5 protein-coding genes are annotated in these 15420 nt (G+C 63.6%); all 5 read left to right on the top strand.

Annotated elements, in window-relative coordinates; genetic code table 11:
* The first annotated feature begins 352 nt into the window (after positions 1-352).
* Genes AB4X18_RS21025 through AB4X18_RS21005 form a run of 5 tightly spaced genes read left to right on the top strand, consistent with a single transcriptional unit; the run spans position 353 to position 15383 of the window.
* Entirely contained in the window at positions 353-7801 is a 7449-nt protein-coding gene (locus AB4X18_RS21025) for an SDR family NAD(P)-dependent oxidoreductase (RefSeq protein ID WP_432817446.1), read from the top strand.
* The gene (locus tag AB4X18_RS21020; RefSeq protein WP_370402677.1) at positions 7798-12576 is read left to right on the top strand and encodes a beta-ketoacyl synthase N-terminal-like domain-containing protein; all 4779 of its coding nucleotides are present in this window, start codon (positions 7798-7800) and stop codon (positions 12574-12576) included. The genes AB4X18_RS21025 and AB4X18_RS21020 overlap by 4 nt, the downstream gene beginning before the upstream one ends.
* Before the next feature lie 15 nt (positions 12577-12591).
* The gene (locus AB4X18_RS21015) at positions 12592-12888 is read left to right on the top strand and encodes an acyl carrier protein (protein ID WP_370402678.1); all 297 of its coding nucleotides are present in this window, start codon (positions 12592-12594) and stop codon (positions 12886-12888) included.
* A complete protein-coding gene (locus tag AB4X18_RS21010) occupies positions 12881-14482 on the top strand; it encodes an alkaline phosphatase family protein (RefSeq protein WP_432817445.1) in 1602 nt (533 codons plus the stop codon). The genes AB4X18_RS21015 and AB4X18_RS21010 overlap by 8 nt, the downstream gene beginning before the upstream one ends.
* A gap of 7 nt (positions 14483-14489) precedes the next feature.
* Positions 14490-15383 (top strand): alpha/beta fold hydrolase, encoded by an 894-nt coding sequence (locus tag AB4X18_RS21005; RefSeq protein ID WP_370402680.1) that lies wholly within the window; start codon positions 14490-14492, stop codon positions 15381-15383.
* Positions 15384-15420: the final 37 nt, after the last annotated feature.

The raw sequence follows: 15420 nt of genomic DNA, 5'->3' as shown, positions 1-15420 counted from the left end.
CCCGTTTTTAAGAGCGGTGCACAAATAAACGCCGATCGCCCTTCATTTTATGGCTGAAACAAGGCATGCCAAGCGTTTCTACTCGACAAAAAAAGAACATTAAAGTAACGTTAAGAACATATTAATCAAGATTTGCCACGGGACATTCTTTAATCGGCAAATCAAATATTTTGGCAAACGGCAAGAGACTCTCGCGGGCGGATTAAACGCAAGCGGCAAAGGGACGTATGATGCCGAGTTATTTTTATAAAGATTTCATTGTATTAGCCTCACAGACACCAAATCATTTGACTTCCAAAATCGCAGTCGGCGCCAGCCGTGCAGGACACTGTGGTATGATCGATCTGGAGTATTGCGATCTTTCGTCGCACATCGCCTGCAAAGCACTGTACGCCTTCAGCGGGAAGGAACGTGGTCCCTGGGGGTCAAGCTCGCGAGCCATCAGGTCGACGCTTTTGCATCGACGCTGCACGCGCGCGTTGTGGCACCCGATTGTTTTGTCCTGACGAATCCCGGTTCCACCCTCAGCGCTGATCAGATTGCCGGGCTCAGGCAGGCAGCCCCAAATGCCCGGATCTACGCGGAAGTGGTTGCCACAGCCGATCTGCCTTTGATCGACGCCCTGGACCTGGACGGGCTGGTGGCCAAGGGCAACGAGGCGGGCGGACGGGTCGGACCGGATTCCAGCCTGATCCTGCTTCAGCGCCTGACGGCGGCGACGGATCTGCCGGTGATCGCACAGGGCGGTGTTGGCTTTGACACGGTTGCGGCCTTTCGCGCGGGCGGTGCCGCGGGGGTTTTCCTGGATTGGCAGCTGGCGCTTTTCGACGAAAGCTGCACCCCGCCGAAACTGGCGGCGGCGCTGTCGCGGATGGATGGCAGCGAAACCCGATGTCTGGGCGGCGACACCTGTTCAGGATACCGCGTCTTCTGGCGCGCGGATCATCCGGAATCCCGCGCGTTGGAGCCTGCAGCGCTGGCCGGACCTGAAGCGCTGCAAGACGCCGTGGCGCAAGCGGTGTCGCCTGAAACGGGAACGGGCCTTTGGTTGATGGGTCAGGACGCGGCATTTGCGACGGTCTTCCGGGAACGTCACCGCACCTTGCGTGCCGCACTTGATGAGATTGCGGAACGGTCCGTGAGCCTGTTGCGCACGGCCCAAGCCCTCAAGCCGCTGGCGCGCGGTGCGCCGTTCGCGCAGGCGGCGGGGATCGAATGCCCGATCGTGCAGGGCCCGATGACACGGGTCAGCGACCGGGCCGAATTTGCCAAGGCGGTCGCCGATCAGGGGGCGCTGCCATTTCTGGCACTTGCCTTGATGCGGCGGGACGAAGCATCGCCCTTGGTGGCGGAGACCAAGGAAAAGCTTGGCGACAGCCCCCGGGGTGTCGGCATCCTCGGGTTTGTCGATGACGCGTTGAGGGAGGAACAGACGGCCGTCATCCTGGAACACAAGCCGGATTTCGCCCTGATTGCGGGCGGTCGTCCCGAACAGGCGCTGGAGTTGGAAAAGCAGGATATCCCGACCTTCCTGCATGTGCCTTCGCCCGGACTTTTGAAGCTGTTTCTGGAACAGGGCGCGCGGCGGTTCATCTTTGAGGGGCGCGAATGTGGTGGCCATGTCGGACCCCGATCAAGCGCGGTCCTATGGCAGCAGGCGATTGACGTCGTGCGTGCCTTTTTCGGCGATGAGCCGATGGACTGTGACCTGCTTTTTGCGGGCGGCATTCATGACACGAAATCGGCGGCGATGGTGTCCGCCCTTTGCGCTGATGTGGCACAGGCCGGTGCCCGTGTCGCTGCACTGATCGGCAGCGCCTATATCCTGACGCGGGAGGCGTGCGAGACCGGTGCGATCCTGCCCGCCTATCAGAAACTGGTCCTGAAGGCGGACAACACCGAATTGCTGGAATCCGCTGTCGGTCATGCAACGCGCGTGGTCAGCAGCCCCGTGGTGGAGGCTTTTGAGGCAAAACGCGTCAGCCTTCTGGCCGACGGCGTCGACCCCGAAGAGGTGCACCACATTCTGGAACGGTTCACCGTGGGGCGGTCGCGCGTGGCCTCCAAGGGCATCGACCGCAACCCTGACTTCGGCAAGGTCGACGGGGTGGAGAAATACGTGCCTGTCCCAACGAAAAAGCAGCACAGCGACGGGGTCTATATCATTGGGCAGGTCGCCGCCCTGCACAAGGCGCAGACGACCATCGCGGACCTGCATGGGGCGGTGTGCGACCGTTCGGGTGATCTGCTGGATCGCGTCTGCGCAGGCATGGACACCCCGGCACCGCAAGAAATCTATGACGGGCCCGGCGCGCGGATTGCGATCACCGGGATCGGGACGATCATGCCCAAGGCACCCGACGTGCAAACCTACTGGACCAACATCCTCGACAAGGTCGATGCGATATCCGAAGTGCCCGCCCGACGCTGGGACTGGCGGCGGTATTTCGACGAAGACCGCGATGCACCGGACAAGGCCTATTCCAAGTGGGGTGGCTTTGTGGACGAACTGCCGTTCGATCCGATCCGCTATGGCATCCCGCCGAACTCCATGCCCAACATCGAACCGCTGCAGCTTTTGGCGCTGGAAGTGGTGCGCGAGGCGCTGGAATCCGCCGGGTACAAAGACGGCCACATCGAAAACGCCGCCCTGCGCCAACGCACATCCGTCATCATCGGCGTCGGCGGCGGCGCGGCCCCGCTGGGTCAGAAATATGCCGTGCGGACATCGCTCAATGCCCTGATGGGCGAAATATCGCAGGTCGCAGGTGATCGCCTGCCCGATTGGAGCGAAGACAGCTTTCCGGGCATCCTGCTGAACGTGATCGCGGGCCGCGTGGCGAACCGCTTTGATCTGGGGGGCGTCAATTTCACGGTCGATGCGGCCTGTGGGTCGTCGATTGCAGCGGTGATGCTGGGCGCGCGGGAGCTTGAGACCGGGACGTCCGACATGGTCGTTGTCGGCGGTGTCGATGCGTTCCAAAGCCCGTTCGATTTTGTCGCCTTCTCCAAGACGCGGGCCCTGTCGCCGCGTGGCAAATGCCGGACGTTTGATGCGGGCGCGGATGGGATCGCGATTTCCGAAGGTCTTGCCGCCATTGTCATGCGGCCCCTTGATCAGGCCGAGGCAGACGGTGACCGGATCTTTGCCGTGCTGCGCGGTGTTGCGGGTTCTTCGGACGGCAAGGACCTGTCGCTGACAGCACCCCGCCCCGAAGGCCAGCAGACCGCCTTGCGCCGCGCCTATGCGCGGGCAGGCATTTCCCCGGCCACCGTGGGCCTGATCGAAGCACATGGCACCGGCACCGTTGTCGGCGACCGGACGGAGATCGAAAGCCTGTCCACCGTCTTTGCCGAGAATACCGAAGCCAAGCAGTTTTGCGGCGTGGGATCGGTGAAATCCATGATCGGCCACACCAAGGCCGCCGCGGGCTGTGCGGGGCTGGCCAAGGTGGCGCTGGCGCTGCATCACCGGGTTCTGCCGCCCACCTTGAACGTCGAAGAACCAAACCCCGAAGCGGACTTCCCCCATAGCCCCTTCTACGTCTGCAAGGAGGCCACGCCGTGGCTGCGATCGGACGCGACGCCGCGGCGGGCGGGTGTCAGTGCGTTCGGCTTTGGGGGCACGAATTTCCATGCCGTTCTGGAAGAATACGAAGGTGGCTATCTGCCCCGGCATCAGGAACCCTTGCGCAAGAACTGGTCGCACGAGCTTTTGCTGTTCAGTGCGGAGGACGCCGAAACGCTGGCCGCGACGGTGCGTGCGGCAGGGACCGCGTTGACCAACGCGGACGCAGACGTCCGGCTGTGCGATGTTGCGGCAGCGTTGTCGCGCAAGTTCCGCCATGACGCCCCGGCCCGCTTTGCGCTGGTTGCGGATACGCTGGCGGATGCAGGCGCGCGTCTTGCCTTGGCGGCAGATGCCATTGCCGACGGCCAGGAAGACCTGCGCCAGACCGATCCGAAGGGGGCTTTCGCAATGATCGCCCCGCCGCTGGACAAGGACGCCGTCGCGTTCCTGTTTCCCGGTCAGGGATCGCAGTACACCGGCATGACCGCCGGACCGACAATGCATTTCCCGCAGTTCCGCCAGCAGATCGAGGCCGCAAGCACGCTGCTTGCAGGCACCACGCCCGACCCGCTGGCCCAGTTGATCTTTCCCCGCCCCGCCATGGACGAGGCGGAGGCCGCCGATCAGGCTGAAAGGCTCAAGCAGACCAATGTTGCGCAGCCCGCCATCGGCGCGGTGTCGACGGCGATGCTGGGCCTTCTGCGGGGCATGGGTCTTGATGCGGGGATCATGGCGGGACACAGCTTTGGCGAGTTGACGGCGCTGCACGCGGCGGGGTCAATCCCTGCCGATCCGTTCCTGCAACTGGCATTTGCGCGGGGCGACGCGATCATCAGCGAAGGCGGTCCGGACCTTGGCACCATGGCCGCGGTTCAGGCGGATGCTGCAGCGGTCGAACAGGCCCTGCGCGGGGCGGAAGGGATCACCTTTGCCAACTACAACGCCCCCGACCAGACCGTGATCGCCGGGGGCGAAGACGCCATTGCAGCCGCCGAAAAGCAGCTGAAGGCGGCAAAGCTGGCCGTGCGCCGCTTGCCGGTTGCCTGTGCCTTCCATTCCGATTTCGTGGCACCCGCACGCGATCGGCTGGCAAAGGCGATTGCCGAAATTACCATTGTGCCGCCCGAAGTGCCTGTTTTCGCAAATGAAACTGCGGCGCGCTATCCAGGCAAGGCCGCCGGTGTTTCACAGATGCTCAAGCGTCACTTGACCCAGCCGGTCAATTTCATGGGCAGCATCGAAGCGATGCACGACAGCGGGGCAAGGTTGTTCATCGAAGTGGGTCCGAATGCGGTTCTGACCCGCCTGACGGACCGCATTCTGGCCGACAAGCCGCATCTTGCCGTCGCAACGGACGCGCCCGGCAGACCGGGGGTGCAGCAATTGCTTGTGGCACTTGCGGCGGCGTCGGTGGCGGGCCAGTCGCTTGATCTGGCCTGTCTCTGGGCTGGCAGAACCGATGCCACCCCCGACGTGGAAACCTGGAACCTGCAGGCAAAGGCGGAGGCAAACCGCGGCCTGAAGTGGATGGTTGATCTGGCAAACGTCCGGCCCATCGATGGCACACAGTCCAAGGTTGGATTTTCAAGCCCGATCGAGGAGGATGCGACCATCTTTGCGCCGCCTGCTCCGGCCCCTGCGCCGGCCCCTGCCCCGATGCAGACAACGGGCGCACCTCAAGTGCCAGCGGCTGTCGTGGCACCTGCCGAGATCGCGCACCCGGTCGCCCACAGCAACGAAGCGGCGGAAATCATGCGGCGTCACCAGACGCTGATGGCCAGCTTCCTGGATGGTCAACGCGAGGTTGTTCAGGCATTCCTGTCGGGTCGCGCGCCCCTGGCATCCCGGCCAGCGCCGGAACAGCCCGTGACGCCCGCCGCCCCTGCCCGGCCCGTCCCGGTCGCCGCTGCCCCAGCCGCCCCGGAACCACCCGTTGTGGCGGCGCCAACGCAGGTCACCGCAGAACAAGCCGACGCACCCGCGCCACAAGCGGCTGCCGTCACGGCGGAAGCCGCAACCGCAAAACTGCTGGCGCTTCTGGCGGACAGAACCGGCTACCCGCCCGACATGCTGGGGGTTGATCTGAACCTCGAAGCGGATCTGGGCATCGATTCCATCAAGCGGGTCGAGGTGCTTGCCGCACTCCGGCTGTCGTTCCTTGCCGACGCGGGGGAGGCCGCGCATGCGCTTATGGGTCCGGTGGCACGGGAAAAAACCGTGACCGGGATCATCGCCAAATTCATGGAGGTCGTGGACGCGGTGTCTGGTGAAGCCCCGGCACCTGCGGCAGCACCACCATCCCAGCCTGCGCCGGAGGCCCCTCAGCCACAAGCGGCTGCCGTCACGGCGGAAGCCGCCACCGCAAAACTGCTGGCGCTTCTGGCGGACAGAACCGGATACCCGCCGGACATGCTGGGGGTTGAATTGAACCTCGAAGCGGATCTGGGCATCGATTCCATCAAGCGGGTCGAGGTGCTTGCCGCACTCCGCCTGTCCTTCCTTGCCGACGCAGGGGAGGCCGCGCATGCGCTCATGGGTCCGGTGGCACGGGAAAAAACCGTGACCGGGATCATCGCCAAGTTCATGGAGGTCGTGGACGCGGTGTCTGGTGAACCGCAAGCGCCCGTCGCGCCGCCAGTGGACATCACGCCGTCCGGCTTTTCCGACAATGCCGCGCGGCGGTTCGTCATGCAGCCCCATGAGATTGATATGGGGTCGCCAACATCCTGGGTCGTCCCCGATGCCTGCTATGTCGTGACCGAAGATCGCAATGGGACCGCGAAAGCGCTTGCCGGGCGGATCGAAAAGGCGGGCGGACGGGTCATTCTTCTGGACCGTGCGCAACTGGAAGCCGAGGACGTGGCACAGGCGCTGCACGGGCAGGAAGCCGCCATTGCCGGCGTGATACACTGTGCGTCGATGATCGGGCCGGAAGACCCCCCCGATGAAACCGGCAACACCACGAAAAGCCTTTATTTGCTGCTTTGCGCGCTGGGACCGCACCTGATGGAACGGACCGATGCCACCGTGGTGGCGGCATCACTGCTGGGCGGTGCGTTCGGATTTGACGACAACGCGGCAATCTCCGCTGCCTCCGCCGGTGCGGCGGGTCTGTTGAAATCGGTTGCAAAGGAATGGCCCTCTGTCCGGGTGCGCGCCGTGGACCTGCGGCCGGGGCTGGCGGCGGATGACGCCGCGCAGATCATCTTTGACGAAGCCGGATACCCGGAGGATGAGGTCGAGATCGGATGGCAGGACGGTGCCCGTTCGGCCCTGTTTGCAACGGCACGGACGATTGATGTGCCGAAGGACGAGGCGGCGGACCACGGTGTCGAACCGGGATCGGTCATATTGGTCACCGGGGGCGCGCGCGGGATCACCGCAAGATGCCTGAAGGCACTGGCCACCCGCACCGACGCGCATTTCGTGCTTGTCGGCTCAAGCCCCTGTCCCGCTGACGCGGAAGCACCGGACACCGCGACAACGGAGGATCCCGGCAAACTGCGCGGTTTGCTGGCCGCACAGATGGAAGCGGGCGGCAAGAAACCGGCGATCCCCGAGATCGAACACCGCCTGCGCCAATTGATGAAGGAACGCGAAATCCGCGCGACGCTGCGCGCGCTTGAAGCGCTGGGGTCGAAAGCCGAATACCGTTCCTGCAACGTGTGTGACGGTGATGCCTTTACCGGTCTGGTCAACGCGCTTTACGATGAATTCGGGCGGCTGGATGGTGTGGTGCACGGCGCTGGCCTGATCGAGGACAAGCTGATTGTCGACAAGACACCCGACAGTTTTGATCGCGTCCTGCGCACCAAGACCGACAGTGCCTTCACCCTTGTGCGCGCCCTGCGGCCTGACACGCTGCGGTTTCTGATCTTCTTTACCTCGGTGGCCGGTCGGTTCGGCAACCGGGGTCAGGCGGATTACGGTGCGGCAAACGAAGTGGTGTCCAAGCTTGCCCGTCGGCTGAACGCGGAATGGCCCACCAAGGTCAAGGCGATCAGCTGGGGCCCCCGGGATCAGGGGGGCATGGTCTCCAAGGAGATCAAGCGCCAGTTTCAGGAACTGGGCATCGAGGCCATAGATCCTGACCTTGGCGCGCGCGCCTTTGTGGATGAGATCTTTTATGGTCCCGGCGACGAACCGGAGGTGGTCTGGGGTCTTGGCCCATGGGCGGATGAACTGGCAAGGCGGACACACGCAGCCGCCCATCTGAACGCAGCGGAATGAACATCAAGGCAGATATGTCGGCAAGGGGGTCGACTACGGCGGGGGTCGGCGCTTCGGAGCCCATCGCCATTGTCGGCATGGCCTGCATCTATCCGGGTGCACCGGATCTGGGCCAATACTGGCGCAACATCCTTGGCAAGGTCGACGCGGTGCGCGATGCGCCTGACGATTGGTGCGGGGAGCTGTTTTATGATCCCGACAGCACCGCGAATGACCGCATCTATACCCAACGCGGCGGCTTTCTGGGGGATCTGGCGCGCTTTGATCCCCTGCGCCACGGGGTGATGCCATCGTCGGTGGACGGGGGCGAACCGGATCAATTCCTGGCGCTGGAAGTGGCAGCCGATGCGGTCGCGGACGCGGAGTTCGACCAACGGCCCGTGGATGGCGACCGGGTTTCGGTCATCCTGGGGCGCGGGACCTATATCAACCGCGGTTTTGCGACCGTCGTGCAGCATGGCGTGATGGTCGAACGGTTCCTGGCAATCCTGCGTCAGCTGAACCCGGACACGACGGAGCCCGAAATCGCGGAGCTGAAAGCCAAGCTCAAGGAATCGCTGCCGCCGTTCAACGCGGAAATGGCACCGGCCCTTGTGCCCAATCTTGTTACCGGGCGCATTGCCAACCGGCTCGATTTTCGGGGTGCGAATTATATCATTGACGCGGCTTGCGCGTCCTCACTTATTGCGCTGGATCGCGGTGTGTCGGACCTGCGTGCGGGGCGCTGTGATCTTGCGCTGGTGGGCGGCGTCCATGCCTCCACCCCGCCGCCGATCTACCAGATCTTCTGCCAGCTTGAAGCGCTGTCGCGCAAGGGCAACATCCGCCCCTTCTCGAAAGAGGCCGACGGGACGCTGCTGGCCGAAGGCATCGGCATTCTGTGCATCAAGCGGCTGTCGGATGCAGAAGCCGCATCGGACCGTATTTATGCAGTGGTGCGCAGTGTCGGCGTGGCCAGCGATGGGCGCGGGCTGGGCATGCTTGCACCGCGGGTCGAAGGCGAAACGCGCGCCATCCGCCGCGCCTATGAAGAGGCGGATGTCGATCCCGGCAGCGTCGGCCTGATCGAAGCGCACGGCACCGCGACGACCCTTGGCGATGCGACCGAAGTGGAAGCGCTGTCGTCGATCTTTGGCAAGGGCGACGGGCAATGCGCGCTGGGGTCGGTCAAATCCATGATCGGTCATTGCCTGCCTGCAGCGGGGTCTGCCGGGCTGATCAAGGCGGCGATGGCGCTGCATCACAAGGTCTTGCCGCCGACGCTGATTGATACGCCGAACGACAAGCTGGGGCTGGATGAGACGGGGTTCTACCTCAACACCGAAACGCGGCCCTGGATTCACGGGCGCGACACGCCGCGCCGTGCGGGTGTAAACGCCTTCGGGTTTGGCGGCATCAACGCCCATGCCCTGCTGGAGGAATATACCGGGGGCCATCGGCCCGCCCCAATGACGGCCAGACCGACCGAGCTCCTTGCCCTTGACGCAACCACACCGGAAGACATGCGACAGGGGCTCGGTCAGGTCAGACAGCGGTTGGCCGATTGCAGCGATCTTGGCGCTTTGGCGCGCGAGGTTACCGGTGCCCTTGGGCAAGGGCCGGTGCGGGTCGCCGTCGTTGCCGCCAGCCCGGCGGAAGCGCTGGAGAACATCACCCGCATCGAGGAGGCCCTGAAAGGCGGCAAGGCCCGGTTGCGCGACCGTCGGGGGGCCTATCTGGCGACTGAACCGCTGGCCGTTGAGGGCAAGATCGCCTTCGCCTTTCCGGGCGAGGGCAGCCAGCACCGCGATATGCTGTCCGATCTGATGCTGCATTTCCCCATCATGCGGCAGTGGTTCGATATTGCCGATGGTGCCTGCGCCGATCCGGAACGCGGACTGAGCGTGAGCGAGGTCATCTTCCCACCGCCGCTGACCGACAAGGGTCCGGACGGGATGTGGCAGATGGATGTGGGCCCCGAAGCGATATTCGCGGCAAATCAGGCGGTTCTGGCGCTTTATGAACAGATCGGGCTGACGCCGGACATGTTGATCGGGCATTCGACGGGGGAATATTCCGCGCTTTATGCCGCCGGTGTGACCCGCCGCGACAGCGCCGAGGCGCTTCAGGAGGAAATCCGCGCGCTGAACGCCGTTTACAAGAAGGCAGAAGCCGCAGGTGAGATCGCGACCGGCACGCTGCTTGCCGTCGCTGCCGTGGACAACGCTGTTTTGCTTGAACGGGTTAAAGGCCGGGACGATGTGTTTGTCGCGATGGACAATTGCCCCAATCAGCAGATCCTGGCCGCGACAAGCGTTCAGGGGCGTGACTGGGCGGAGGAGTTGATCACCGAACTGGGCGGTTTTTCCGAGGTTCTGCCCTTTGACCGCGCCTATCACTGCGCGGCGTTCGGCCCCTTCAGCAAGCGGTTGCGGGCGTTCCTGAAGACGCTTGAATTCAACGCGCCCGCGACCCCGGTCTATTCCTGCCTGACAGCCGAAAAGATGCCCGATGATCCGGCAAAGATCCGCAAGCTGACCGCCGATCAATGGTCCGGGCGCGTCCGGTTCGCGGAGACAATTGATCGGATGTATGCGCACGGCGCGCGGATCTTTGTCGAATGTGGTCCGCGCAACAATCTGACCGCCTTCACCAACGAACTGCTGCGGGGCAAGCCGCATCTTGCCATCGCCGTCGATACGCCTGCGCGCGGCGGTCTGGGCCAGTTGCACCATTTTGCCGCGCAGCTTCTGGTCGAAGGGGTGCACCTTGATCTTGCGGCGCTGTTCGCACCGGTCGCGGAGGGTGCGAAGCCGCCTTCCGCCGCCAAACCGCTGAAGATGGGCTTGCAGCCGATGTCGCTCAAGGATTTCCGGCCCGCACCGAAACCATCGCCAGCCTCGCAGGTATCGGCACCCCCGCCAGACGCGGGAAGCCCGGCACCGGTCCACCCTGCCCCGGTTGCCGCACCGCCCGGCGATCTGGATCCCTTCATGGCCAGCTACTTCGAAACCATGGAGAAATTCGTGGCCACCGAACGCGACATCATGGCGGCCTATCTGGGCAATACACCCGCCCCGGCGACAGGGACCACGCAAGTAGCGGGCAGATTTCCGATGTTGTCCGCCGTGGTGGCAACCGCCGATGGATCACGCTTGACGGCGCAACTGGAAATCAGCCTGCAGACCGCCCCCTATCTGGCCGACCATGCCTTCGGCAGATCGGTGTCGGCGGCCCGTCCCGATCAGCGCGGCCTCAGCGTCGTGCCTTTGACCTTCAGCATCGAGGCGCTCGCACAGACTGCGGCGGCGCTGTGTCCCGACCTTGTGGTGACAGGCCTGCGGGAGGTCCGCGCGTCGCGGTGGATTGCCCTTGATCGGCCCGTGGTACGGCTCGAAGCGGAGGCGGAGCTGCTGGAACGCGGCGATGTGACCGTGGTGCGGGTCCGGATGCGGGATGCCGACGGGCCCGCGCTGCGCCCGATCATCGTTGAATCCGATGTGGAAATGGCCGTGACACGCCATGCGCCGCCACCGGCCCCGCAATTGCGCTGCACACAGCCCCGCAAGGTGGATTGGTCACTGGACGATATCTATGGCCGGATCATGTTCCATGGTCCAAGGCTGCAGGCGGTCGAAGACATGCATCTTGCGGCGGATGACTGCGCCAAGGGCCGCCTTGTCGGGCTTGCCCATGACGGTCTTTATGCGGCAACTGCCGATCCCGTTTTCGAAACCGACGCCATCACGCTGGACGCGGTGGGGCAACTGGTCGGGGTCTGGGCGGCGGAGATGCTGCCGGAGGGGTTCCACATCTTCCCCTTCCGGGTTGAGCGGATCGAGATTTTCCGCGATCGGCTGGCCGACGGCGAGCGGGCCGAATGTCACTGTCAGGTCGAGTTGATCGGCACCGACGAAATGCGCTCCGACATATTCGTGATTGGGGGCGACGGCACGCTTCAGTGCCGCATCGAAGGCTGGTGGGACAAGCGTTTCGACCTGCCGGAGCGGTTCTTCAAGGCGCGCCTTGATCCATCGACAAAACCGGTATCGCGGGTGGCCCTGTCCGGCGCCGATGCGCCCGGCATCCATGTCACCTGCATCGACGACCTGCCTGACACGTTCCTGAACGGCAGCGGCGGCATCTGGGAAGGCGTTCTTGCCGGGTTGGCCCTGACCCCTGACGAAATGCAAAGCTGGCGGACCTTGGCCACAGCACCCGACCACCGCCGCTATGACTGGTTGCGCGGGCGCGTCGCAGCCAAGGATGCCGCGCGGGCCACGCTGGCCTCCCCCTGTTTCCCGGCTGACATTGGCATCGCACCCGCCGCAGGCGGCGGCGCGCCACGCATCGCGACGCCCTGGCCTGCCGATGCGATGTCACCGCCACTTCTGTCGATTGCCCATTCAGGCGGTATCGCCTGCGCCGCCGCCGCGGACCCGTCCCGTTATGCAGGCGTCGGCATTGATATCGAAGCCATTGCCCCCCGCAGCGATGCGTTCCTGCTGACCGCCTTTTCACCCGACGAACGCGCCCTGCTGCCCCCGGACAGTCCGGACCGCGAACGGATCGCGACGTGGATCTGGACAGCCAAGGAAGCTGTGGCAAAGGCGTTCGGTGCGGGTCTGGATGATGTGATGTCCCGTCACACGGTCTGCGCGATCGATCAGGCCGCGCGGCGCGTGACCGTGCGCAACGCCGACAAGGGCAACACGACAGACGTGTGGGTCGATGAAACCGTTGTGGATGGATGCGTGGTGGCGGTCGCGACCCGGCCCATTCTTGAAAAATTGTAACAGGTGAGGTTCTAGATGACGATCAGCAAACATGAAGCCGAAACGGCGCTCAAGGAAATTCTCGATGATTTGTCGGAGGAGCTTGAGATCGAAACCTCTGGCTTTGACCGGGATACCAGCCTTGTCGATCTTGGACTGGAATCGATCAGCCTTGTCTACCTCGTATCAGAGATGCAGCAGCACTTTGGCCTGGGCGACCAGCTTTTCCGCCAACTGCGCGATGCCGACCAGCTTTTGAAGGAAATGTCCCTTGGCGATGTCGTCGATGCGGTCGTTGCAGCGGATTCACAAAAGGAGACCCAACATGGCTGATGATCAGGTAAAGGTACTTTTGATCGGGTTGGATGGCGCCACCTACAATCTGATTGAACCGCTTGTGGCCGAAGGCGTGATGCCGAACCTCGGACGGATCATGCAGAACGGTGCCCGCAGCGTACTGCGCTCCACCATGCATCCGCTGACACCGCTCGACCGGGCCACGCTGATGACAGGCCGCACACCCGGAAACCACGGCGTGTTCGACTTCATCCGTGTCGAACGCGATGGCGAAATTCCAACCTATACGCTGGCCACCTCCGCCGATCTCAAGGTGCCGACCATCTGGCAGATCGTCAGCGACGCTGGCCACCGGGTCACGACGCTGAACTATCCGACGATGTTTCCCGTCAAGAAGGTCAATGGCGTGGTGATCCCGGGATATGTCCCCTGGTCCTATCTGGGCCGCGCCATCTATCCCCGGTCCGCCTTTCAGATGCTGAAGGAAAAGGGCGTCTTCAAGGCGCGCGAACTGTCCACCGACTGGCAGCATGAACGCAAGGCGGTGCAGGGGCTGTCGGAAAACCAGCTTGATGACTGGGTCGAATTCCACATCGCGCGCGAACGCCGCTGGTTCGAGATCCTGATGACGCTGATGGAGGATCAGCCAAGCGCGCTGACATCTGTGCTTTTCGATGGCGTCGATCGCATCCAGCATCTTTGCTATCACCTGATCGACCCGGCCACGCGCGACGATTATCAGACCGAAGACGCAAAACGGTCGCGCGAACTGGTGCTGCAGTATTTCCGCGACGTCGATAACTACCTTGCCGCCATGATCGACAAGGCCGGACCCGACGCACAGGTGATCATTGCGTCTGATCACGGCTTTACCCGGTCCGGCTCAAGGATCTTCTATGCCAATACCTGGCTCGAAAAGAACGGGATGCTGGGCTGGAAGGCGGACGTTCCGATGGACGATCAGGGACGTGTGGCGCTGGATGAGAATACCGAAGCCAGCACGCTGATCGACTGGGACGCGACCAAGGCCTATTCCCTCAGTTCCTCCAGCAACGCGATCTTCATCCGGCAGGCATCGACAAAGGACGGCGTTGGGGTGCAGCCCGAAGACTATGCCGCGTTCCGCGACGACCTGATCGCAAAGCTTCTGGCGGTGACCGATCCCGACACCGGAAAACCGGTCATCAAGCATGTCTTCACCCGCGAGGAAGCCTTTGCCGGATCCGAAATGGCGCGTGCGCCCGATCTGACGTTGCAATTGCACGATTATTCCTTCCTGTCGGTGCTGCGCGCCCAGGACCCCATCATGAACCGGCGGTTCCCCTACGCCACGCATCACCCCGACGGGGTGTTCATTGCCGTTGGCAGAAACATCAACGCCGGGGCGGAACTGGGTCCGATGAACATCGCCGATATTGCGCCCACCGTGCTTCATGCCGCCGGGCTGGAGGTGCCGACCGTGATGGAAGGGCTGGTCGCCGAAGAAGCGTTTACACCGGCGTACCGGGCAACGCACCCGGTCCGCCATACCGAACAATCAGGAACGAGTTCGCCCGAGGACGTTCAGGAATTGCCCGCAAACCAGCAGGCCCAGATCCGCGAACGGCTCAAGTCGCTCGGTTATTTGTGAGTGTGTCATGCCCAAGGTTGAATTGAACGGAACTGTCATCCACTACCAGCAGCTTGGCGAAGGCCCGGACATCGTTCTGGTGCACGGGCTTTACGCGAATGTCGCGATCTGGTGGCAGCGGATCGCGCTCAGACTGGCGCGGCGCTACCGGGTGACGGCGCTTGATCTGCGCGGTCACGGCTATTCGGGGATGCCCGAAAGTGGCTACAGGGCGGCGGATCTGGCGCGTGACGTTCTTGACCTGATGGATCACCTCGGCGTCGAAAAGCCCCATCTGCTGGGACACAGTTTCGGCGGAGCGATCGTGCTGGCCTGTGCGGTGCAACAACCCGACCTGATATCACGCGCGACCCTTGCAGACGCTTGGATCCCATCCCTGCAAAAGCAACCACCCCTGCCGACACGGCGCAGCCTGCCTGCCCTGCGGCGGCGCCTGGCGGCACGCGGCATCGAAGTGCGGCAGGACATGCCCCGCGTGGCACTGGCATACCTTGAAGAACTGGCCGATGCGCCGGGCGCGCCAAGGCACCTGCCAGCCACGGGTCGCGGCACCGGGGATGCAGCGTCCGTGCGCCCCGCGCGCATGCCCCACGCACAACGGCGCTGGCTGCGCCTGATGCGCGAAACAACCGCATGGTCGGACTTTCAGGACCCCGAGGCGCTGGAACCCGAACAGCTGGCATCGCTTCACCTGCCCGTGCGCCTGATCTACGGCAGGCGTTCATCCTATCTTGCGTCCCGCGATGCCCTTGCCGGTCTGCTGCCCAACAGGGAACTGACCAATGTTGACGGCGTCGGGCATTATTTCCCGGTTCTGCACCCCGACGTGCTGCCGGATATCCTGCTGGATGAAACGCGCCCCATCAGCCCCGGCGCAAACCTCGAAAGCGTGGGGATTTGATGCCCGGCCGCCAGAGTGACATTAAAGAGCGTTTTTG

Origin of the sequence: Sulfitobacter rhodophyticola, from assembly GCF_041281685.2 — a bacterium.
In the GTDB taxonomy this organism is placed as follows: Bacteria; Pseudomonadota; Alphaproteobacteria; order Rhodobacterales; family Rhodobacteraceae; genus Sulfitobacter.
Note: the sequence above shows the minus strand (reverse complement) of the source record. Positions and strands in the feature narration are given on the sequence as shown.